The 21278-nt window shown below is 64.8% G+C and carries 18 protein-coding genes; 5 read left to right on the forward strand and 13 right to left on the reverse strand.

The genetic code is table 11. The features are described 5' to 3' along the window. Positions 1-38 precede the first annotated feature (38 nt). A complete protein-coding gene (locus ACZLZQ_RS14485) occupies positions 39-1352 on the forward strand; it encodes an adenylate/guanylate cyclase domain-containing protein (RefSeq protein WP_472949981.1) in 1314 nt (437 codons plus the stop codon). Positions 1353-1409: 57 nt separating this feature from the next. On the opposite strand, the gene paoC is transcribed toward ACZLZQ_RS14485, so the two are convergent. The 9 genes from paoC to ACZLZQ_RS14530 all read right to left on the reverse strand — a co-directional run bounded on the left by paoC (position 1410) and on the right by ACZLZQ_RS14530 (position 10757). Then, on the reverse strand, positions 1410-3635 hold the full coding sequence (gene paoC, locus ACZLZQ_RS14490) for an aldehyde oxidoreductase molybdenum-binding subunit PaoC (RefSeq protein WP_472949982.1): 2226 nt from the start codon (positions 3633-3635) through the stop codon (positions 1410-1412). 4 nt (positions 3636-3639) lie between these two features. Next, on the reverse strand, positions 3640-4590 hold the full coding sequence (locus ACZLZQ_RS14495) for an FAD binding domain-containing protein (protein ID WP_472949983.1): 951 nt from the start codon (positions 4588-4590) through the stop codon (positions 3640-3642). Next, positions 4587-5222 (reverse strand): aldehyde dehydrogenase iron-sulfur subunit PaoA, encoded by a 636-nt coding sequence (gene paoA, locus ACZLZQ_RS14500; protein ID WP_472949984.1) that lies wholly within the window; start codon positions 5220-5222, stop codon positions 4587-4589. The genes ACZLZQ_RS14495 and paoA overlap by 4 nt, the downstream gene beginning before the upstream one ends. A gap of 281 nt (positions 5223-5503) precedes the next feature. Further along, positions 5504-6259 (reverse strand): dihydrofolate reductase family protein, encoded by a 756-nt coding sequence (locus ACZLZQ_RS14505; protein WP_472949985.1) that lies wholly within the window; start codon positions 6257-6259, stop codon positions 5504-5506. 19 nt (positions 6260-6278) lie between these two features. Further along, positions 6279-7481, reverse strand: a complete 1203-nt coding sequence (locus ACZLZQ_RS14510) for an MFS transporter (protein ID WP_472949986.1) — start codon at positions 7479-7481, stop codon at positions 6279-6281. 237 nt (positions 7482-7718) lie between these two features. Further along, positions 7719-8378 carry a DUF4405 domain-containing protein gene (locus tag ACZLZQ_RS14515; protein ID WP_472949987.1) on the reverse strand — a complete coding sequence of 220 codons (660 nt, stop codon included), beginning with the start codon at positions 8376-8378 and terminating at the stop codon, positions 7719-7721. A 74-nt stretch (positions 8379-8452) separates the two neighbouring features. Next, on the reverse strand, positions 8453-8926 hold the full coding sequence (locus ACZLZQ_RS14520; protein ID WP_472949988.1) for a hypothetical protein: 474 nt from the start codon (positions 8924-8926) through the stop codon (positions 8453-8455). 236 nt (positions 8927-9162) lie between these two features. Then, on the reverse strand, positions 9163-9492 hold the full coding sequence (locus ACZLZQ_RS14525) for a hypothetical protein (protein WP_472949989.1): 330 nt from the start codon (positions 9490-9492) through the stop codon (positions 9163-9165). Positions 9493-9710: 218 nt separating this feature from the next. Further along, a complete protein-coding gene (locus tag ACZLZQ_RS14530; protein ID WP_472949990.1) occupies positions 9711-10757 on the reverse strand; it encodes an alkene reductase in 1047 nt (348 codons plus the stop codon). 105 nt (positions 10758-10862) lie between these two features. Here ACZLZQ_RS14530 and ACZLZQ_RS14535 point away from each other — a divergent pair, with 105 nt between their 5' ends. The 4 genes from ACZLZQ_RS14535 to ACZLZQ_RS14550 all read left to right on the forward strand — a co-directional run bounded on the left by ACZLZQ_RS14535 (position 10863) and on the right by ACZLZQ_RS14550 (position 13494). Continuing rightward, complete coding sequence (locus ACZLZQ_RS14535; protein WP_472949991.1) at positions 10863-11771, forward strand: LysR family transcriptional regulator; 909 nt, start codon at positions 10863-10865, stop codon at positions 11769-11771. Between the two features lie 167 nt (positions 11772-11938). Continuing rightward, positions 11939-12814, forward strand: a complete 876-nt coding sequence (locus tag ACZLZQ_RS14540; protein ID WP_472949992.1) for an SDR family oxidoreductase — start codon at positions 11939-11941, stop codon at positions 12812-12814. A gap of 93 nt (positions 12815-12907) precedes the next feature. After that, positions 12908-13090, forward strand: coding sequence for a DUF3606 domain-containing protein (locus ACZLZQ_RS14545; protein WP_472949993.1), 183 nt, complete (start codon positions 12908-12910; stop codon positions 13088-13090). 5 nt (positions 13091-13095) lie between these two features. Continuing rightward, on the forward strand, positions 13096-13494 hold the full coding sequence (locus ACZLZQ_RS14550; protein ID WP_472949994.1) for a GFA family protein: 399 nt from the start codon (positions 13096-13098) through the stop codon (positions 13492-13494). On the opposite strand, the gene ACZLZQ_RS14555 is transcribed toward ACZLZQ_RS14550, so the two are convergent. The 4 genes from ACZLZQ_RS14555 to ACZLZQ_RS14570 all read right to left on the reverse strand — a co-directional run bounded on the left by ACZLZQ_RS14555 (position 13491) and on the right by ACZLZQ_RS14570 (position 20777). Next, positions 13491-14132, reverse strand: a complete 642-nt coding sequence (locus ACZLZQ_RS14555; RefSeq protein ID WP_472949995.1) for a type II CBASS E2 protein — start codon at positions 14130-14132, stop codon at positions 13491-13493. The two genes, ACZLZQ_RS14550 and ACZLZQ_RS14555, sit on opposite strands and share 4 nt — an antisense overlap. Further along, entirely contained in the window at positions 14132-15382 is a 1251-nt protein-coding gene (locus ACZLZQ_RS14560; protein ID WP_472949996.1) for a nucleotidyltransferase domain-containing protein, read from the reverse strand. The genes ACZLZQ_RS14555 and ACZLZQ_RS14560 overlap by 1 nt, the downstream gene beginning before the upstream one ends. After that, positions 15379-16590 carry an SAVED domain-containing protein gene (locus ACZLZQ_RS14565; protein ID WP_472949998.1) on the reverse strand — a complete coding sequence of 404 codons (1212 nt, stop codon included), beginning with the start codon at positions 16588-16590 and terminating at the stop codon, positions 15379-15381. Before ACZLZQ_RS14565 ends, ACZLZQ_RS14560 begins: the two co-directional genes overlap by 4 nt. A gap of 332 nt (positions 16591-16922) precedes the next feature. Continuing rightward, the gene (locus ACZLZQ_RS14570; protein WP_472950397.1) at positions 16923-20777 is read right to left on the reverse strand and encodes a vitamin B12-dependent ribonucleotide reductase; all 3855 of its coding nucleotides are present in this window, start codon (positions 20775-20777) and stop codon (positions 16923-16925) included. Positions 20778-21278 lie beyond the last annotated feature (501 nt).

Here is a 21278-nt window from a genome sequence, read left to right on the forward strand (position 1 = left end):
CTACGAACAGACCAAAGCGAAACGACGAGGATGCCGCATTGGCCGATGTCTCCAGGCACGATCGTCAGAACAATACGGTTGCGGTCGCTCTGATTAACGCTGAGCGCAACGGCTTCAGGATTGCCGTCATCGGTCGGACGATCGCCATCGTGGCGATCGCTCTGGCCTCCCTGTTCGCGTTCTACTTTCCAATCAACGTTGCTGTGGCAATGTCGACGACGATGATCGCGGTCGGCGGGCTCGCCTCGCTCCTGGCAGTAGGCACACGCTTTGAAATGGCGACGAGGTTTGCGCTTTTCGCGTTCGATGCAAGCGCGGTGACTTGTCTCCTGGCATTCGTCCCGCTGAGCAGCGGCGACGACATCCCTCAGAACCTCGTGTTCCTGACCAGTTCCACCCAGCACTACTATCTGGTCGTCGCCGCATCCGCCCTGACGCTGTCACCGACCCTTGTCCTGTGGACGGGAGCCTGGGCCGTCTGCGGTCTCCTGTTTGCGACCGGATGGATCGTCAACGGGATGGAGCAGGTTCTGACCTACAGCGACTTGCCGATCGCGCCGACGCGCGATGTCTACTTCCAGACCGTTCTCAGCCCAAACTTCATCGGCATCGCATCGAGGTTGCAGGAAGCCTTGATCATCGCTTTGATGACGGCGACTGCCGCCCTTGCCGTCTACCGCGCCAGGCAGGTCGTAAAGGATCATGCGAACGCCGATGCCAGCCATCGCCATGTCCGCAATCTCTTCCAACGCTACGTTCCGGCGCCCGTACTGCGGGAATTACTCGACGAAGGCCATCTTGTTCCGCAGACGAGGGAAACGACCCTGCTGTTCGCTGACATAGAGGGCTTCACCCGACTGTCGGAGACGATGCCTCCCGTCCAGATTGTCTCTCTCCTGAACGAGTTGTTCACCGCAATCACGGGCATCGTCGACCAACACGACGGAGTCGTCATCAACTATGTGGGCGACGCCGTCATCGCGTCCTTCAACGCCCCGCTTCCCACCGAGAACCACGCCGACAAGGCGATCGAGGCGTCGAGGCAGATCCTGGCGATGGTGGAGGCGCGTCGGTTCGACGGAGTGGCGATCCGCCTCCGGATCGGCATTGCCACAGGCAGCGTGGCGGCCGGGACGGTCGGCGCAGACGAACGTCAGGTCTACACACTCTACGGCGATGCGGTGAACCTTTCACAGAGGCTGCAAGAGCTGAACAAGCTGAAGGGTACCAGATGCCTCATCGCGGGGACTACCGTCGGCATGACCCTCAAAGACCACCGCTTGCAAAGTCTGGGGATGGTCCGCCCTCGCAACCTCTCCGCACCGATGGAGATATTCGGATACGCTGATTGAGAGGCATGGAGTGATGGCGGGCGCTGGGACCGCTGGTCCAGCACGCCCGCCACCCGATCAGGCGACGTCTGGCAGAGCTCCGATCAGCTTGTCCAACGTGACCGGGTAGGACCGTACGCGGATGCCAGTAGCGTTGTGGACGGCGTTGGCCACCGCCGCACCCACTCCGCAGAGACCCAGTTCGCCGATGCCCTTGGCCTTCATCGGCGAGGAGCGCGGGTCGGTCTCGTCGAGGAAGATCACCTCCTGGTGTGGGATGTCCGCATGGACCGGAACCTCGTACCCCGCGAGGTCGTGGTTGACGAAGAAGCCGTACCGCTTGTCTACGGCGAGCTCCTCCATGAGCGCGCCGCCGACGCCCATGGTCATGGCACCGATCACCTGGCTGCGGGCCGTCATCGGGTTGAGGATCCGGCCCGCCGCGCAGACCGACAGCATGCGGCGAACGCGGACCTCCGCCGTTGCGACGTCCACCCCGACCTCGACGAAATGGGCGCCGAAGGTCGACTGCTGCTCGGCGTCGGTAAAAGCAGCATCCCATTCCATCGTGTCCTCCGCGACAAGCTCGCCGTCGGCCGCCGCATCCGTCAGCGCGACCGAACGGTTGCCGGACCGCACTTCGCCGTCAGCGAAGACCAGATCGTCCGCCGAGTTGAAGCCGAGCTTCGCGGCGATGGCTTCCCGAAGCTTCACACAGGCGGCGTAGACGCCCGCCGTGGACGAGTTGGCGCCGAACTGGCCGCCAGACCCCGCCGAGATCGGGAAGCTGGAATCGCCCAGGTTCACCGCGACGCGGGACAAAGGCAGCCCCATCATCTCGGCCGCGGTCTGCGCGATGATCGTGTAGGAGCCCGTACCGATGTCGGTCATGTCCGTCTCGACAGTGACGATGCCGTCCTGTCCGAGCCGCACCCGCGCGCCGGAAGGAAGGGTCATGTTGTTGCGGAAGGCCGCAGCGACGCCGACGCCGACCAGCCACTGCCCGTCGCGGACCTGCCCGGGCCGCGAACTACGGGCGCTCCAGCCGAAACGCTCCGCTCCCTGTCGTAGGCACTCGACCAGTTGGCGCTGCGAGAAGGGCCGCTCTGGCTTCATCGGGTCGACCTGGGTGTCGTTGATGCTTCGGAACTCGATCGGATCTAGGTCGAGCTTCTCGGCCATCTCGTCCATCGCGATTTCGAGCGCCATCAGGCCGGGCGCCTCGCCCGGCGCCCGCATGGCGTTGCCTTCCGGTAGATCCATCTCGGCCATCCGCAGGGATGCCAGACGATGCTCGCCTGCGTAGAGCAGCTTGGTTTGTGCCACAGCCGTTTCCGGATCGCCGCCTTTGAGGTTGCCGGAGGTGCTTTCATGCGCGATGGCGGTAATGCGCCCGTCGCGCCCGGCACCGATGCGGATACGCTGGATGGTTGCGGGGCGGTGCGTCGTGTTGTTGGCAATCAATGGGCGCGTCAGCGTCACCTTGACCGGGCGACCGGCAGCTTTCGCGCCAAGCGCGGCCAAGACCGCGTCCGTGCGCAGGAACAGCTTGCCGCCGAAGCCGCCGCCGACGAAGGGCGAGATCAGGCGCACCTTCTCCTTCGGCAGGTTCAGCGTCGCCGCGAGATCGGTCAAACCCCAGTCGATCATCTGGTTCGACGTCCAGACGGTCAGCTCGTCGCCGTCCCAGCGTGCCGTCGAGGCATGGGGCTCCATCGCCGAATGGCTCTGGTCCGGCGTCGTGTACTGCTCGTCGAGCTTGACCTCCGCTTCGGTGAAGGCCTGCTCGAAGTCGCCAATTCGTTCCTCGCCGGGGGTGGCGCTTCCCTCGTCGCTATTGCCCGGGACAAGCGGCGCATCCTTGGCGAGCGCCTCCAGATCGAAGCGCCCGTCATCGCTGATGTAGTCGATGCGCATAAGGCTGGCCGCATCCCGCGCTTCCTCGAAGCTCCGCGCAACGACCAGCGCGATGGCCTGGTGGTAGTGATCGACGGCCGGGCCGCCGAGGAGCTTGGCGACGTTGAACTTGCCCTTGCCGAGTTCACCGGCGCTCTCAGCCGTGACAATCGCGATGACGCCTGGCGCACGCTTCGCCTCGTCGAGATGCAGGGCGGAAATGCGGCCTTTGGCGATGGCGCTCCCCACGACGTAGCCATAGGCAGCGTCGGGGACGACATCGTGGCGCTCGTAGGCGTAGGGCGCGGTGCCCGTCACCTTGTGGCGCCCGTCGATGCGCTCGTGCGGCTTGCCGACGACCTTCATCTGGTCGATCGGATTGGTCGTGGCGGCTGTATCGAACTTCATGAGATCAAATCCTCGCCTGCGCCATCACCGCGCCGAGCGTGCGCTCGACCAGCGGTATCTTGAACGCGTTGTGCTCGGTGGGCTTGGCGCCGGCGAGAAGCCGCCCGGCGGCGGCCTTCGCGCCGTTGGAGAACGCGGCATCGGCTTCCTCCAAACGCCACGGCTTGTGCGCGACGCCGCCGACGGCGAAACGGCCCGAGCCGTCCGGCTGCACGACGGCCGCGACGGAGACGACCGCAAATGCGTAGGACGCGCGGTCGCGGACCTTTCGGTAGATCTGCGTGCCGCCGAGGGGCTTGGGTAGCGTCACCGCCGTGATCAGTTCCCCGGGCTCCAGTGCCGTCTCGATGTGCGGGGTGTCGCCGGGCAGGCGGTGGAAGTCGGCCATCGGGATGGCACGGGTCTCGCCATCAGGCTTCACGGTCTCGACGGTTGCGTCGAGCACCCGGAGCGCGACGTTCATGTCCGAAGGATTCGTCGCGATGCAGGCATCGCTGACGCCGACGACGCCGAGCTGGCGAGAGTAGCCCTCGAGCGCCGAGCAGCCAGAGCCGGGCTGGCGTTTGTTGCAGGGCATGTTGGTGTCGTAGAAGTAAGGGCAGCGCGTGCGCTGGAGAAGGTTGCCCGCCGTCGTCGCGCGGTTGCGGAGCTGGCCCGACGCGCCGGCCACGATCGCCCGCGTCAACACGCCGTACTCGCGCTTCACGCGCTCGTCGCTGGCAAGACCTGTGTTGCGCACGAGGGCACCGATGCGAAGGCCTCCGTCTCCGGTGGCCTCGATCGTGTCGAGCTTCAGGCCGTTGACGTCGATGAGGTGCTGCGGGGTCTCGATCTGGAGCTTCATGAGGTCGAGGAGGTTCGTGCCGCCCGCGATGAACTTCGCGCCGGGCCTGGCGCTTGCGGCCTGCGCGGCTTCGGCTGGAGAGGATGGGCGTTCGTAGGTGAAGGACTTCATGCGGGCCTCCCGGCGACTTCGGTCATCGCTTCGGCAATGTTGGAGTAGGCACCGCAGCGGCAGATGTTGCCGCTCATGCGCTCGCGGAGCTCGGCGTTCGACGCTTCAGGCGCGGCCGACAGATCGGACGTGACGTGGCTCGGAATGCCCGCCTTCACTTCTGCGAGGACGGCCACCGCCGAGACGATCTGGCCGGGTGTGCAGTAGCCGCACTGGTAGCCATCGTGCTTCACGAAGGCATCCTGCATTGGGTGGAGCTTGTCGGGCGTGCCAAGGCCCTCGATCGTCGTCACCTCGTCGCCCTCGTGCATCACAGCGAGCGACAGGCATGAAACCATGCGGCGACCGTTCACCATCACCGTGCAGGCGCCGCACTGCCCGTGGTCGCACCCCTTCTTCGAGCCTGTAAGGTGCAGGTGCTCGCGCAGGGCGTCGAGGAGCGTCGTACGCAGGTCAAGGTCAAGCTCGCGCCGCTCGCCGTTCACCGTGAAGGACACCTTCGAGAGGACCGCGGTCCCAGTGTCCGAGGCTTCCTGTGCCATGGCGGTTCCCGTCAGCGCCGTGGAGGCCACGCAAGCGGACGCGCTTACCATCAGCTCCCGGCGATTGAGTTCAAGGTCTGTGGACTTCATCGCTGTCTCCGTCGTTGAGCGCTCTCGGCGCCGTTCAGTTCCGACAGGCCACTCGCCGGATGCGGGGCGGGCGCGGGGACCATCGGGGTCAGAGCGTCCCAAGATCAGTCTGTAACTGGTCTAAACTGGGCGCTCGATTACCCCTCAAACGCCGATTGCTGTCATAGACGTGGGTTATGAATGGGGTTTGGAGCGAGCGACGCCTTGGCGTGCCCAAGCGGGTCATGAGCCATCCTTCATGCGACCGCCCGCTCTCGGATACGAGAAATATCGCGCTGCCCTCAGGACGCCGTCACGGCATATCGTAGGTGCAGAAGCTCGTGGTCGAGCTGTTCGAAGCCAATGAGCGAAAGCTGGACTCTACCCTTCAAGCCCTCATCCCCGTAGGCGACGAACCCCTGCTCGTTGACGCGGCCGACTAGCGCGGGAGCGACGATCAAGCTCAGTTCGTCCACGAGGCCAGCCGCGAAGAACGAGCCGTTGATCCCGCCGCCGCCCTCGAGCAGCAGGCGCTCGATCCCGAATTTCGCGCGAAGCGTTTTCAAGGACTCGAACAGATCGATCTGCGGATCGTCTGCGACGACGTATGAGATCCCGTCCGAGACCAGTTCCGCCAGATGTGCATCGGTGACCTCGCTGCCCAGGAGCACGATCACCGCGTCGCCGTTGATGTTGGGTTTCCTGAAATGGAGCTTGGCGGACGGGTCGACGGCGACCGCGTAGCGTTCGGTGTCGCGACGAGCGATGTGGATCGGCCGATCGACGCTGGCGCGGACCGACGGCGGGTGCGGCTCGCCCTTGGCCATCTCCGCCATGGTCACGCGACCGACGAGCCAGGCATCGCCACCCAGCGTTTCGTGAACAGCCTTGTAGGCGGCGTCCCACTCCTTCTTCGATCCGACGGGACTCTCCGTGTAGCGGCTCGGATGCAGGCCGCCGTCTAGGGACGACATCATGTGGCAGATCACTCGGGGACGTTCGCTCATGGCATGCTCCTTCTCGCGTCGATGGCGAGACAGCAGCGGCAGCTCGCCCATTCATCTGTCTCGCTAACTGTCAGGCAGCCTTCGCGGCTCCAGCCTTCCTGGCCATGATTGCCATTCCCGCGGAACCGCAGAGGAGAACGGCGGCAAGGAGGAAGGTGCTCCTGTAGCCGCTGTAATCGAAGAGCATGCCGCCTGCCGTGGCACCAAGGGTGATGGCGAGCTGTATGACAGCGACCATGAGGCCGCCGCCTGCATCCGCGTCCTCCGGTACCGTCCGGGAGAGCCATGTGCCCCAACCGACAGGGGCCGGCACGCTGATGAGCCCCCACAGGCCGAAAAGGACTGCCGTTGCAATGGTTGAGGCGCCGAGCAGGACCAGCGCGACGGCGATCGCCGCCATTCCCAACGGGATGAGGATCAGGACGGTGAACAGGCGCGAGTTCAGGATTCCGCCGATCACCGAGGTGCCCGCGAGACCTGCGACGCCGATCACGAGGAGCAGGAGCGACAGGACCGAGATGTCGACCCGGGTGACGGTCTCGAGGAAGGGGCGCAGGTAGGTGAAGAGGGCGAACTGACCCATGAAGAGCAGGAAGATGGCAGCCATGCCGTAGGCAACCGCGGCATGCCGGAGCAGGCGGAAGACATTGCCCGCTGGCTTCGCCTCCGGCTCCGGTGGCATGGCGGGCATCGACACGAGTTGCCAGACCATCGCGAAAACGGCGAGCGGCACCACCGCGAAGAAGGCGCCCCGCCACCCGATGATGCTGCCGAGGAAGCTTCCCAGCGGTGCGGCGACAGTGGCCGCAAGGGCATTTCCCCCATTGAGCATAGCCAGCGCCTTCGGCACCGCGTCGCTCGGCACGAGGCGCATGACGGTCGCGGTGCTCATGGACCAGAAGCCGCCGATCGCGATGCCGAGCAGAGCGCGCCCCGCCATCATGACCACATAGGTCGGTGCGAGCGCCACGATCGCTCCGGAGACGATCAGGAGCGACGTGAAGAAGAGGGTCACGACCCGTCGGTCGAAGCGCGTGACGAAGGACGAGCTGAAGAGGCTGGTCAGGACGGCGAAGACGCCGGAGATCGAGATCGCCTGCCCAGCTTGTCCCTCAGTGATCTGCAAGGTATCCGCGATCGGGGTAAGCAGGCTGACGGGCAGGAATTCGGATGCGATGAGAACGACGACGCCCAGTGACATCGACAGGACAGCGCCCCACGCGGCGGGCCCGACAGCAGATGCCGGCGCCTTGGTTTGGATGGCTATGGACATGATGGTCTTTCAATTTGATGGCGGTCGCATGCGCTGGAGGCACGCAGCCGCCTCTCGTTCGTCACGCGCTTCTCCGGCTTTACCGCCGAAGTGTCTGTGTTGGAGATAAGCCCCGGGGAGGAGCGGCACTATCCTGGAAGATCGACATGCTGTCATAAATACAGGTTATCAATCGTCGCGTATGCTTGGCCGCAGTCGCGTCATAGTTGGGCGACCGTCCCCAGGTCGGAGAAGACGTTACGTCCCTGTTGCGGATCCGCCTGAGCCAGTCCGCTTCTGACGCCCCGTGAGGGAGGTCACGTAGAACGCAGCGATCGCCGGCAAGGCGAGGACGCCGACCCAATGCCCGAAGAAGGGAACAACCGCGGCCGTGAAGTCCCAGAAGTCGAGGCTGTAGGTGAACGTGAGCTTGCTCCACACGCCCAGGACGAACCAACTCCAAAGGCCGAAGGCGCCCAGCATCGCAGCGAGAAGCCGAAGCGTCCAGGTGCGTGTGGCGTTCCCAGGAGCCAGTCCAAGCGTCTTGCGGACCAGCGCCATCACGCGCGTCCAGTGCAGGCCGACATGGATCCCGACGACGATCATTACCCAGTAAGCCGAGAACCAGTGGACGTCTCGCAGGTAGATGCTGTCCGGTATCGGCAGAGGGGCGAACACCGACTTCGAGATCACCACGCTCGTCACGAGGAGCACCGCCATGTTGATCACCAACAGCAGGTGCAGCACCAGCTTCACGACACGTCGACCGTCGTAGCGTCCGTGCGCCAGGTTCGCGAACCAACGGCGGTTCATCACCAGATGCCCGGCAAGCAGGGCGAAGAGGGCTGTGCCAAACAGTTCGTGGGCGATGTTCCCGAGCCACCAGTAAGCCAGCGAAAGTAAGAGCACGGCCGTCATGGCTACCGGGATCCCCAGGCGCTGGGCAAGTACGGCCGAGACCTGCTCCCGTCCTAGGTGGCCGCCGAAGGCTCTCACTCGAACTCCACGGCGTCGGAATAGGTGAACATGAACTGGCGGTCCTGCCGGCTGCGCTGGTGGCAGGAGTAGCACCGCTCCACGTTCTCGTCGGCCTTGATCGACCCGTCGGGGCGGAACCATTGGTACTGCCAGTCGTCGATGCCGTCGCCCGTCTTCTGGGCAACGAGGTATCGCTCGAGGACATCGCTCTGATAGTCGACGAGGACAACGTGCGTCCCAGTCGGCACCGACTGCCCGGCCTTGATTGAGTCGAGTGCCGTACGGTTGGTGAGCATGTGCTCACGAGTCAGGCCCCGACGAACCGTTGTGTAATGCTCAAGCTGCTCCAGCGGCGGAAACGTCACGGCGTTTTCTTCCGCATGTGCCGGGGGCGCGCTTGCTCCACCCGGCAGCATGAACGATGCCACGGCGATCGTGGCGAGAGCGATGCCCGCCGTCCATACCGCTCGCGGGCTCTTGTTTCTCATGTGCTCGTCCGTCCGTTGGTTGATCGAGACCATCTCGGTGCCAACGTACGCGGGCGCGTCAGTTCGGATTAGAGGGCCAAAGCGGCATAGACCGATAACCAGAGCTTATTAGTGAGAGGCCTGTCGAACCCCTCGTTTTTGGAAGGTGCCGAAAGCTGAGAACGGCTCGCGCTCATGTCTGCTTCCGGCGTGACAAAAGAGATTCCAAACGACTGAGAAGGGTCGTCTTCCGCCGTTCAGCGGGACTTGCGGGTCGGGGCGTGAAAGTCTGGCGCCTTGTTGGCGATCCAGCGCAGGAAGCGGGCAACCTCAAGGTTTGTATCCAGAGGGATCGCCGCTTCCGCATGCCGCTCGAGATCGAGGTTGGTGAAGCAGGCATGGATCGTCCGGTGACAAATCGGATGGACCGGAACCGTGTCACGGCCGCCACGGCTCTTCGGAAGAGTGTGATGCCACTCGACCCGTTGTCCGAGAGGCCGGACGCACAGCCAGCATGGTTCGGGCTCGGTGGCGGACTCCGGCGGCGGCTCCACCCAATGTCCCGGTTTTCGATGTTTGCGTGCCAACGCTGGGTCTCGTCACGTAGATGATGACGAAATGAGAGGACGTATTGGTCCGTTCAAGTAGGCATGCGGGCCCAAGGTCCTTTTCTCGACGCGGACGGGAGTAACCTAGGACGGCCACCCCGAAGCATCGATGCTAGGCAAGTCCCTCCGCTTCGGCCTGCCGCGACGGGTAAGTTGCTCGGCCGCCGTGAAGAGATCGGTCCATCCCTAGGACGGGATCATCCGCGGATAATCCGTATAGCCCACCGGGCCATCCCCGTAGAACGTGTCCTTGTCAGCGTGTTGAACGGCAGGCCCTGTTGCAGGCGCTCCGCCAGGTCCGGGGTGGCGATGTAGTCGCGCCCGAACGCCAAAGCGTCAGCCGATCCCGCCCCGATCAGGCGCTCTCCGTCCTCCCGCGACATCAGCTCGTTTGCGATGACCGGCCCGCCGAACCGTCGCTTGATTTCGCCGAGCAAGCTGTCCTCCGCCTCGATCTCGCGGACAAAGATGAAGGCGACGGAGCGTTTTTGGAGCTCATCGGCGACGTATCCAAAGATCGCCTTCGGATCGCTGTCGCCCATGTCGTGTTCCTCGCCGCGAGGGCGCAGGTGGATGCCGACCTTGTCCGCGCCCCAGACGGAGATGACGGCGTCGGTGATCTCGAGAAGGAAGCGGGCGCGGTTCTCGACCGACCCGCCGTAGCGGTCGGTGCGCTTGTTGGTGCTGTCCTGGAGAAACTGGTCGATGAGGTAGCCGTTCGCGGCGTGGATCTCGACGCCGTCGAAGCCCGCCTTCTTGGCCCGTGCCGCACCGAGACGGAAGTCCTCGACGATACCGGGCATCTCGTCAGTCTCGAGTGCGCGCGGAACGGGATGGGGGCGCATAGGCCGGAGGCCAGAGACGTGCCCCGCAGCCGCAATGGCGCTCGGCGCCACTGGCAGCTCCCCGTCAAGCCACTCGGGATCCGAGATGCGGCCGACGTGCCAGAGCTGGCTGAACATGCGTCCGCCTGCCTCGTGAACCGCTTCGGTCACCAGCCGCCAGCCAACGACCTGCGCATCGTTCCAGATGCCCGGGGTGTTGCGGTAGCCGACACCTTGCGGCGACACCGAGGTTGCCTCGCTGAGGATGAGGCCCGCGCCTGCACGCTGGCGGTAGTACTCGGCCATCAAGGGGTTCGGGATGCGCTCTGACCCGGATCGCTGGCGTGTCAGCGGCGCCATGACGATCCGGTTGGGCAATTCGAGCGAGCCGAGCCTCAAGGGGGTGAACAGAACAGACATGATCGACTCCTGATTTTCCCGGAAGATGGACCCTGCGTCTCCGTGCTACAATCACTCTTGCGGTTGTCAGATCGTGTAGCTCAACGCTTCAATCTCTGAGGTCTTATGGCCCTTCCCAACCCGCTTGCGGGTATCGACGTGTTCGTCCGAGTCGCAAAGGCGGGTTCCTTCACGGCTGCCGCCGGCGAGCTCAACATCACGAAGTCGGCGGTTGGCAAGACGGTCGCGCAACTCGAGGCGCGGCTTGGCGTGCGGCTGCTTCATCGAACGACCCGCCGCCTGTCGCTGACGCCGGAGGGCGAGGCGTTCTTCGTCGAGTGCGAGGCGGCGTTGGAGCAGATCCGGGCAGCGGAGGATCTCGCCCGCAGCCGTGCCACGACCCTGCGGGGCGTCCTGCGCGTCGACATGCCCGCGGTGTATGGACGGCGCGTCGTCCTGCCGATCCTGATCGACATCCTTCGGGCCCACCCCGAGCTACGGCTGGCCGCAAGTCTCTCTGACCGGGTCATCGACCCCGTCGAGGAGGGCGTCGACCTTTGCCTGCGCTTCGGTGAGTTGCCCGACCGCACCGATCTGGCCGCCCGCAAGCTCAGCGACCAGCGTCTCGTGATCTGTGGATCGCCGCTCTACCTAGAGGCAACGGGCAACCCTCAGGGGCTGGACGACCTCAAGCGACATGCCTGCATCGTCGGGCTTACACCGGGTCGGTCGGAGACGTGGCGACTGGCGGGCGAGGACGGGAAGGCAGTGTCCTTCGAGCCGCCGGCGACCCATCGGTGCGGGGATGGTGAGGCCATCGTCGACATGGCACTTGCGGGACTCGGCCTCTGCCAGATGCCGGAGACCCTCGTGCGGACGCCCATCGAGGACGGTTGCCTCGTCTCCGTCCTCGACGACCGCACCCGGGCTCGCTCGCCGTTCCATGCCGTGTGGCCCCTCCATCGTCAGATGGCACCACGGGTCCGGGTCGTCGTCGACGAACTCGTGAAGCGAGCAGCCGCCGGCCAACTCTGAAGCAGGCCAGGCGAAGCTGCGCGCGCTTCGGCATCCGGCCTCGCGCGCTAGTACGGCATAGGACGGATCCGACGCATAACTTTTCGGATCGGCATGTGAAGAACTGATGGGAGCGATCGCCGCCGTCGTAAGTTTCTCGAACTCTCCTTCAACGAACAGGAAGCTTGATGACCGCAGATCCACGCAACAGCCAGCCTACTTCCTTCCCCGGCGAGTTCGAGCAGGCCAGCCCCGGCTTCGAGACGAAGATGCGCACCAAGCCCGACCACGGCGAGGAGACGTATGTCGGCAAGGGCCTGCTCGACGGCCGAGTGGCACTGATCACGGGCGGCGACTCCGGCATCGGCAAGGCGGTCGCCATCGCCTACGCCCGCGAGGGAGCTGACGTCGCGATCTCCTATCTGCCGGAGGAGCAGGCCGACGCCGACGAGACGAAGGCTTGGGTTGAGAAGGCCGGCCGGCGGTGCCTCCAGTTGCCGGGCGACATTCGCGATCGCGACCACTGCGTCTCGCTGGCCGAGCGGACCGTCGCCGAGCTTGGCGGGATCGACGTGCTCGTCAACAACGCCGCCGCGCAGACGACCAACGAGGACCTCGGCGACATCGACGACGACGAGATGCAGGGCGCCTTCGAGGCGAACGTCTACGCCATGATCCGCCTGGCGAAGGCTGCGGCGCCGCACATGAAGCCCGGCTCCTCCATCGTGAACACGACGAGCATCCAGGCGAAGGTCGCGACCGAGAACATGATCGTCTATGCGACAACCAAGGGCGCGATCTCCAGCCTGACGATCGGGTTGTCGAACCTCCTCGCTCCGAAGGGCATCCGCGTGAACGCCGTTGCCCCGGGTCCGGTCTGGACGCCGATCCAGCCGATCGCCAAGGAGCCGGAAGAGCTGGAGAAGCTCGGGCAGAACACGCCGCTCGGCCGGGCAGGGCAGCCAGCGGAACTCGCGCCCGCCTACGTGCTGCTGGCGTCCCGCGAGGGCAGCTACATGTCGGGCGCTGTCATCCCGGTGACGGGCGGGATGCCGATGTACTGAGGTAACGCCATGCCGAAAGCACCGTCGCATCGACTCGATCGAGCGACGGTGCTTCAGTGCCGGATAGCGGAAGGTCGATTAGGAGAGAGAGCGATGGCTGACAACAGGAAGAAGACCGACGGGCGCGACAGGGCAAAGGTATCCGCCAGCGAGCCTTACGAGGTGAGCTACTTCGCCAAGAAGCACGGCCTGGCGGCTGAGCAGGCCCGCGAGATCATCGAGAAGCACGGGCCGAGCCGCGAAGCATGCGATGCGGCCGCCGAGCGCAAGCGGTAGCGTCGATGACGACAAGGTATGGCGGATGCAACTGCGGCGCTGTCCGCGTCGAGATCCGCGGCGACCCGATCCGCGTCGGCCTTTGCCACTGCACCGTCTGCCGGAAGGAGACGGGCGGGCCCTACCTAGCCTTCGCCGTCTTTCCTGAGGCAGCCGTCACGGTCACGGGCGAGACCCGAAGCTGGGCGGGCGACTTCGTCCATCGACACTTCTGCCCGACCTGCGGTTCGAGGCTCTTCAGCGTCGAGTGCAACGGTGAGGTCGAGGTCCGCCTCGGGTGCTTCGACGCCGCGCCGACGGATCTGGCGCCGACCTACGAGAACTGGGTCGTCCATCGGGAGAGGTGGCTGCCGCAGGTGCCAGGAGCCGGGCAGAACGAGCGGGATCGAAACGCGGAAAGCTAAACCGTAGGGATCGCACGCGGCCACGAGTCGAACGTCTCCTCCCAGCCGGCCCGAAGTGCCAGCGCAAGGCCGGAAGAAAGCAGTCCGACCCTCCTTCCGAAGCGGTCAAAAAGGCGAGACAGCCGCACGTCATCTTGCAAGGTGGGCGCGGTCTTCTGCAACTTGCCTCGACGCGCTGCCGGGGCAATCTCCGGGTGCCGTCCTCGGCCCTGCCATTCGCCTGTGTCCAGCCAGTCCTCGTAGAAGAGGAGCCATTTCACGGTCCAAGGAATGATCTTGTCGACAATGTATTCCTCTGGCCCCCACTCCCTTTGGGCCGGGTCGAAGATGCAAAGTGCAGGCGTCGCTGGAGGATGCCCCCAGCTATAGACGTGAGGCGTCGCCTCGCCTGTCCCCCTCGGGTCAGGTGCAATCACCGGGTCGACGACGCGGATGGTGATATGGGGGTGCGCTAGTTCCACGTTGCCGAGGTAGATGAAAGGGAAGTACCGGATGTGGATCCGATACGTCTGACAGATCGGTGTAACCTCCCCCTCCCAAATGCCTAGCCACCAGCACTCCACGAGAGGGCGGAAGCTAGGGCATTCGGCGAGGAGCCGACGGCTCTGTTCTCTGACTGACAGCAATGCCATCGCCATTAGTCCCCGTAAGGGGTGCTCTTTGGCGTCGGCCGGGCCGCCGCGGGAACTGCCGTTGACCCGAGAGCCGGCACCGATCCCGAGCGCAGGATATGGAAAGCTCCTACCCGGTCGTTGTCCTGCACGTGGCGGTCGATGTAGCCGCGTACCGCGCCGCGAGCCGGAGCTTCGCCGAAGAGGCGTTCGAGGATATTCCTCATCTCGGCGATGTTCGTTCCGTGGTTCAGGATACGCAGGTCGGCCGCGAAGACCTTCAGCTCGTCGATGAAGGTCTTCTGGTTCGACAGGTCGCCCGGCCACCTGTCGGTCAGCTCGTCGTAGCCGTCACATGCAGGGTTGAACGCTTGATACGTTCGGCCTCTTCGATGCGCGAGTTCCAACCCGACGATCAGTTGCTCGACTTGGTACTGAAGCTCACCGGACAGGGACGTATTCCGGTTGGCGTTCAGCGCGACCGAGTGAGCGATGACCACAGAGGGCGGGAGGCGGAGCTTCGGGTGCCGGGCATCATAGGCCAAGTTCCTCCAGCGCTTGATGAGCTGGAGGGCGATCACGGCCCGGGGCTTTCGATACGCTGGCGCGTGATCAGGCACCGGAGCGGTGTCGGCGCGGGCTCCGCTGTCACGGAGGGCGCGGTCGAAATCGAGAGACCGCCGCTCGAAGAACTGTCCGAAAGCGGCGTCCGGTGGCGTCATCAGATTGAACCACTCGGCGAACCCATACGGGTTGGCCACGAGACGGCGACTCTCGTTGGTCGTGCGGTCACGCTTGGAGTGGAAAATATAGGACGTCCTGTCCCTGGTCCCAGACCACCTGACGGCAGGCGTAACGTCGAGGTGCATGCCGTCATAGAGGACCGTCACGCAGCGCGTCTTGCGATCCGTTTTGTTGTAGTAGCGTGACCCTGGCTCCCCACGGATGGACCGATGAAGCGTCGACAGAGCTGTCTCCGGATCGATGTCCGGCCTCCAGTTGACCTGAACCATCGCATCGATGTCGAAATCGGCGTCGTCGGCATGGCGCGCGGTCGTGGCACCGATTGCGAACCCGCCCTGCGGGTAGAAGATCTCGACAAGGCCCTGTAGTTCGCTCCCATCGCGCTCCAGCCACTCGCTGATGGCATGGTAGTGACCCTCGGCCTTCTTGTGGTCGGTCGGCGTAAGCTGGATTCGAACGGCAACATCTGCAAGCAGAATGTCGAGAGGGCTGAATTCGGCTATCTGACGCAGGATCGGGTCGGCGTAGTTCATGCGGATACCTCCAACTGCTCGTGTGCGATGTCGAGGGTCGGCACGAACCCTTTGAGCGCTCGGTTCTGGTCGTACAGACGCATCGGCAGATGGGCTTTGGGCATCCAGACGCGGCCAAGCTCGACTGCGGCGGATACGGCGATCGCCGGGAATACGTGGACCGGACCACCCGCCAAGCCGTGGCGATCTTTGATCGCCTCGAGCACGGATCTGACCTCGCGACGCCAAACCTGAAGGTCCGTCGCTGTGCGGATGATGTCGTTGCCTGTAGTCGCCGCCTTCACCGACCAGATAGAGACGTCGTCACCGAGCACGCTGGTGATCCGGCCGTCCTCGATCTCGCCGCTCAGTTCGAGCTTCAGCACCACCTTCGAACCTGTACCGACCGGACCGGTGACGACCAGCCTGAGGGCGGGATCCTCGTTAGCCCAGGCCCACCCCTTTGGTTCCCTCAGCAACTGACGGACTTCGGCATCGGTGATGTCAGAGATCAAGCGACCGAGTTCAACGAGCAGCGGGATTGGTGCGAGGCCGCACACTTGCAGGCGTTTGATCTCCCCCCGCTCGCGTCGTCCAACAACCTTCTCCGTGAACTTTTGCCGAAGGAGCGATTGGTGCATCACCCAGTAGGACGGCTGACTGTCGGGGATGCCGAGATCGGGCACGTCGAGGTCAATCCAACCGCCCTCGGCGGGATAACGCTCCGGTACCAAGGCGACGGTGATGTGCTCTTTGGCTACTGGGGACTCGTTCTGGCCGATCTGAGCGGCGAAGCGGATGACGTGGGAAGCACGATCGATGTCGACCGCAGTCAGCGTAGCGATGCGGGATTCATGGATCTGCTTCATCGCCCGTAGGCGTTCGACCGGGTAAGCCGACCAAGTCTCCACCCCGTCGATGACGCGGTGATGAGTGTCGCAGAGGAGCATGAGGTTCGTCGGGTCCTTGCTGAGTGCTGGCGATAGGACAGTGTCGCCACGACGACCCAAGGGCTTATCGGCGACGATGTGGGCGATGTAGGCCCGGTTGATGTCCGGCTTGCCTGACACGAGGTCGCCGATCAGCGTGTCGTTACAGCCCTCAAACTGGCAGCGGCCAGCGGCTCGAGCCCAAACGATCGCTCTGACGTTTCCCGGGAGTGCGGGGCGCTTGCCATTCGCCGCGCCGGCAGCAGCGCCTGAAGCATTCGCAACGGTCTTCCTCGGCATGCTCCACCTTCACGGTCTCGTTTTGTTCCCGTTTGCATTCCTGCGCGCCGGGCGGCGCGCAGGGACTGGTTCGGCAGGAAGGGCATTCTGCCCCGTGGAAACTGCGGCACACCTAGCGTGCCACGATGGGGTCATTTCGGTGCCCTGAGGCAAACCAGCGTGCCGCTGAGAGCAAACTTCGTGACATTCCACCCATCTCGGTGAAGCGCCCGAGTGGTCGGGTGCTCACCCGGCTTCAAACCGGGTGAGCGAACTTCAGGCGAGATCGAGCGAACTTTCGTGACGTTGAGCGAGATTCGTTGACGCGTCAGGTCCATCACCGGCTTTTTGCTTCAGCTGCAGCCGCTCGTTGCGCCGCAGGTGTCGCACTTCAAGCAGGTGCCGTTGCGGACCATGGTGAAGTTGGCGCATTCCGAGCAGCTTTCGCCGGTGTAGCCCTTCATCAGGGCTTGGGCGCGGCGTTCGTTGGCGCTGGGGCCGGGTGCTTGCTCGACCTTGGCGGTCTCGCGCTCGGAGGCCTTGAAGGCCAGCGGGCTGTCGAAGATGCCTTGCGCCGGCGAGACGTCGGCGATCGGCGCGGGGTCGGAGACTGGGGCCGTCTCGTAGTCGCGCTTCAGCGCCGTCGCCTGGTTGCCGCCGCCGAAGCTGGTCGGGCCGCGGCCTGCCAGCTGCGTCACCGCCGCGCCGGTCGTGGCGACCGCAGGGCTGCGAGGGGCGACGGCGGGCGTTGTGCCCTTCAGCGTCGTCGCCGGCGTGCGGCCGTCGGTGCCGGTGCTGAGCGTGCCCGCCGGATCGGACGAAACGAGCCGGAACTTCGCCGTCTGGCCGCGCACCATGCCGTGGCTGACCGGGGAGGGCTTGTCGGCCTCGACGCCGCGACCGATCGTCGAGGTGCCGAAATCCTCCGGCTGGACATGGGCGAGATCGTGCCGTCCGAGATAGGAGACGGCAAGCTCGCGGAAGACGTAGTCGAGGATCGACGTGGCGTTCTTGATCGCCTCATTGCCCTGGACGATGCCGGCCGGCTCGAAGCGGGTGAAGGTGAAGGCCTCCACATATTCCTCCAGCGGCACGCCGAACTGCAGGCCGAGCGAGATGGCGATGGCGAAGTTGTTCATCATCGCGCGGAAGGCGGCGCCTTCCTTGTGCATGTCGATGAAGATCTCGCCGATGCGGCCGTCGTCGTACTCGCCGGTGCGCAGGTACACCTTGTGGCCGCCGACGATCGCCTTCTGGGTATAGCCCTTGCGGCGGTTCGGCAGCTTCTCGCGGTCGCGGATCACCTTCTCGACGATCCGCTCGACGATGCGCTCGGCGACTTCCGCCGCGCGCGCCGTCGCCGGCTGGGCGATCAGCATCTCGGTCGCCTCGGCGACCAGATCGTCCTCGTCATCGCCCTCGTCGGCGATCAGCGAGGCGTTGAGCGGCTGCGAGAGCTTCGAGCCGTCGCGGTAGAGCGCATTGGCCTTCAGCGCGAGCTTCCACGACAGCATGTAGGCCGCGTTGCAGTCCTCGACCGTCGCGTCGTTCGGCATGTTGATGGTCTTGGAGATCGCGCCGGAGATGAAGGGCTGCGAGGCCGCCATCATCCGGATGTGGCTCTCGACCGAGAGGTAGCGCTTGCCGATCCGGCCGCACGGGGTGGCGCAGTCGAACACCGGCAGGTGCTGGTCCTTGAGGAACGGTGCGCCCTCGAGCGTCATCGCGCCGCAGATGTGGACGTTGGCGGCATCGATGTCGGCGCGGGAGAAGCCGAGGAAGGGCAGGATCTCGAAGGAGAAGTCGGCGAGCTGCGCGTCGGTCAGCCCCAGCGTCTTGCGGCAGAACTCTTCGCCGAGCGTCCACTTGTTGAAGGCGAACTTGATGTCGAAGGCCGCCTTCAGCGCCGTGTTCAGCGCCTCGATCTGCTCTTCGCCAAAACCCTTGGCGCGGAGCGAGCCGGGGTTGATCGCCGGGGCTTGGTTCAGATTGCCGTGGCCGACCGCATAGGCCTCCATCTCGCCGATCTGCGCCTCGGTGTAGCCGAGCGAACGCAGCGCGGCGGGCACCGCGTTGTTGATGATCTTGAAGTAGCCGCCGCCGGCGAGCTTCTTGAACTTCACCAGCGCGAAGTCAGGCTCGATGCCGGTAGTGTCGCAGTCCATCACGAGGCCAATCGTGCCGGTTGGGGCGACGACGGAGACCTGGGCGTTGCGGTAGCCGTGCGCGATGCCAAGCGAGACGGCCTTGGTCCAGCAGGCCTTGGCGCGGGCCGACAGGCGCTTGTCCTTCAGCGCGGCATGGTCGAGCGGAACCGGGTCGACCGAGAGGTTCTCATAGCCGTTGGCGATGCCTTGAGCGGCGCGGGCATGGTTGCGCATGACGCGCTGCATGTGGTCGGCGTTCGCCGCGTAGTCCGGGAACGGCCCGAGCTTCTCGGCCATCTCGGCCGAGGTCGCATAGGCGACGCCCGTCATCAGCGCCGAGACGGCACCGCAGATCGCGCGGCCTTCGGCGGAGTCGTAGGGGATGCCCGAGGTCATCAGGAAGCCGCCGATATTGGCGAAGCCGAGGCCGAGCGTGCGGTAGTCGTAGGAGCGCTGGGCGATCTCCTTCGACGGGAACTGCGCCATCAGGACGGACACCTCGAGCACCACGGTCCAGAGGCGCGTGGCGTGTTCGAACGCGTCGGTGTCGAGCGTGCCGGAGGGCTCGCGGAACTGGATGAGGTTCAGCGAGGCAAGGTTGCACGCCGTGTCGTCGAGGAACATGTATTCCGAGCAAGGGTTCGAGGCGATGATCTCGCCGGCGGCCGGGCATGTGTGCCAGTCATTGATCGTGGTGTGGAACTGGATGCCGGGATCGGCCGAGGCCCACGCGGCATAGCCGACCCGCTCCCAGAGGTCGCGGGCCTGCAGGGTCTTGACGACGCGGCCGTCCTTGCGGGCGGTGAGGTTCCAGGTGCCGTCATCTTCCACGGCGCGCAGGAAGTCGTCGGTGACGCGGACGGAGTTGTTGGAGTTCTGACCGGCGACGGTGAGGTAGGCCTCGCTATCCCAGTCGGTGTCGTAGACCGGGAAGTCGATGTCGGTGTAGCCCTGCCGCGCGAACTGGATGACGCGCTTGATGTAGTTCTCGGGAACCTGGGACTTCTTGGCGTCCTTGACGGCGCGTTTCAGCGCCGGGTTCTTCATCGGCTCGAAGCAGTCGCCCTCCGGACCCTCGCAGTTGACGCAGGCGGCCAGGATCACCTTGAGGTGCTTGGAAATGGTGCGCGAGCCGGTGACGAGGGCGGCGACCTTCTCCTCCTCCTTCACCTTCCACGAGATGTAGGCCTCGATGTCGGGGTGGTCGATGTCGACGACGACCATCTTGGCGGCCCGGCGCGTGGTGCCACCGGACTTGATGGCGCCCGCCGCGCGGTCGCCGATCTTCAGGAAGCTCATGAGGCCGGACGACTTGCCGCCGCCCGAAAGCTTCTCACCCTCACCGCGCAGGCGCGAAAAATTGGAGCCGGTGCCCGAGCCATACTTGAAGAGGCGGGCTTCGCGGACCCAGAGGTCCATGATGCCACCGTCGTTGACGAGGTCGTCGGCGACCGACTGGATGAAGCAGGCGTGCGGCTGCGGGTGCTCATAGGCCGAGGCCGAGCGGGTCAGCTGTCCGGTGATGTAGTCGACGTAGAAATGGCCCTGGCCGGGGCCATCGATGCCATAGGCCCAGTGCAGGCCGGTGTTGAACCATTGCGGCGAGTTCGGTGCGACCTTCTGGGTCGCCAGCATGAAGGCGAGCTCGTCGTTGAAGGCGCGCGCGTCCTCCTCGGTGGCGAAGTAGCCGCCCTTCCAGCCCCAATAGGTCCAGGTACCGGCAAGGCGATCGAAGACCTGCCGCGCGTCCATTTCAGAGCCGTAGCGCTCGCCCTCGGGCATTGCGTCGAGCGCGGCGTGGTCGGGGACCGAGCGCCACAGCCAGGACGGGACGCTATTCTCTTCGACGCGCTTCAGCTTCGCCGGGATGCCGGCCTTGCGGAAATACTTCTGCGCCAGGATGTCGCTCGCGACCTGGCTGAACTGGGCGGGGACGTCGATGCCCTCCAGCCGGAAGACGACGGAGCCATCGGGATTGCGGATCTCGCTGGTCGCTTTGCGGAAGGCAACGCCGGCATAGGCGCCTTCGCCAGCCTTGGTGTAGCGACGCTCGATCTTCATGCCCATGGGACTGTCCTTGACTGGATGCAGGACGCCAAACGACGGACGCGAAAGCGCGCCGCCGGTGTGACGGTGGTAGAATGGCGAGCCGGCTGAGCCGGCGGCTATGTGGTGTATGCCGGGGTAGGCGACACTAGATATAGTAGATCAGCGCCGGTTAATCGAATCCTTTTCCACCGTGCACTCGCAAGTTTTTCCCGTCAGGGCGCATATCTGCAACGGCGGTACGGGCCGCCAAGAAACTGCTGGGATGCCCGGTGGATGGTGTGGAAACCCTTGTCGCGCGGGCCGGCGGCACCGTTAAAAAGACGCTAAGGCGACTCCGCGGGGTGGGTCAAGGAAAGGTCGCGGGCCGCACGGATTGCGCTCATCACGTTCTCGGCGGGATGTGGATAACGGGCAGAACCCGAATCGCGACTCGCCAATGCTTTCTCCGGCTGGGCCGGCCTCGGCCCTTGAAATGGCAAGACCTTCGCCGAGATTGCCGGTTGACCGGCCTCT

It is taken from the genome of Mesocryomonas lacus (assembly GCF_055730105.2).

Coding starts and splice junctions, on each gene's coding strand:
- paoC (WP_472949982.1), bottom strand. CDS start 3,635: ATGAAGTTCGATACAGCCGCCACGACCAATCCGATCGACCAGATGAAG.
- ACZLZQ_RS14495 (WP_472949983.1), bottom strand. CDS start 4,590: ATGAAGTCCTTCACCTACGAACGCCCATCCTCTCCAGCCGAAGCCGCG.
- paoA (WP_472949984.1), bottom strand. CDS start 5,222: ATGAAGTCCACAGACCTTGAACTCAATCGCCGGGAGCTGATGGTAAGC.
- ACZLZQ_RS14505 (WP_472949985.1), bottom strand. CDS start 6,259: ATGGGCGAGCTGCCGCTGCTGTCTCGCCATCGACGCGAGAAGGAGCAT.
- ACZLZQ_RS14510 (WP_472949986.1), bottom strand. CDS start 7,481: ATGTCCATAGCCATCCAAACCAAGGCGCCGGCATCTGCTGTCGGGCCC.
- ACZLZQ_RS14515 (WP_472949987.1), bottom strand. CDS start 8,378: ATGACGGCCGTGCTCTTACTTTCGCTGGCTTACTGGTGGCTCGGGAAC.
- ACZLZQ_RS14520 (WP_472949988.1), bottom strand. CDS start 8,926: ATGAGAAACAAGAGCCCGCGAGCGGTATGGACGGCGGGCATCGCTCTC.
- ACZLZQ_RS14530 (WP_472949990.1), bottom strand. CDS start 10,757: ATGTCTGTTCTGTTCACCCCCTTGAGGCTCGGCTCGCTCGAATTGCCC.
- ACZLZQ_RS14535 (WP_472949991.1), top strand. CDS start 10,863: ATGGCCCTTCCCAACCCGCTTGCGGGTATCGACGTGTTCGTCCGAGTC.
- ACZLZQ_RS14540 (WP_472949992.1), top strand. CDS start 11,939: ATGACCGCAGATCCACGCAACAGCCAGCCTACTTCCTTCCCCGGCGAG.
- ACZLZQ_RS14545 (WP_472949993.1), top strand. CDS start 12,908: ATGGCTGACAACAGGAAGAAGACCGACGGGCGCGACAGGGCAAAGGTA.
- ACZLZQ_RS14550 (WP_472949994.1), top strand. CDS start 13,096: ATGACGACAAGGTATGGCGGATGCAACTGCGGCGCTGTCCGCGTCGAG.
- ACZLZQ_RS14555 (WP_472949995.1), bottom strand. CDS start 14,132: ATGGCGATGGCATTGCTGTCAGTCAGAGAACAGAGCCGTCGGCTCCTC.
- ACZLZQ_RS14560 (WP_472949996.1), bottom strand. CDS start 15,382: ATGAACTACGCCGACCCGATCCTGCGTCAGATAGCCGAATTCAGCCCT.
- ACZLZQ_RS14565 (WP_472949998.1), bottom strand. CDS start 16,590: ATGCCGAGGAAGACCGTTGCGAATGCTTCAGGCGCTGCTGCCGGCGCG.
- ACZLZQ_RS14570 (WP_472950397.1), bottom strand. CDS start 20,777: ATGAAGATCGAGCGTCGCTACACCAAGGCTGGCGAAGGCGCCTATGCC.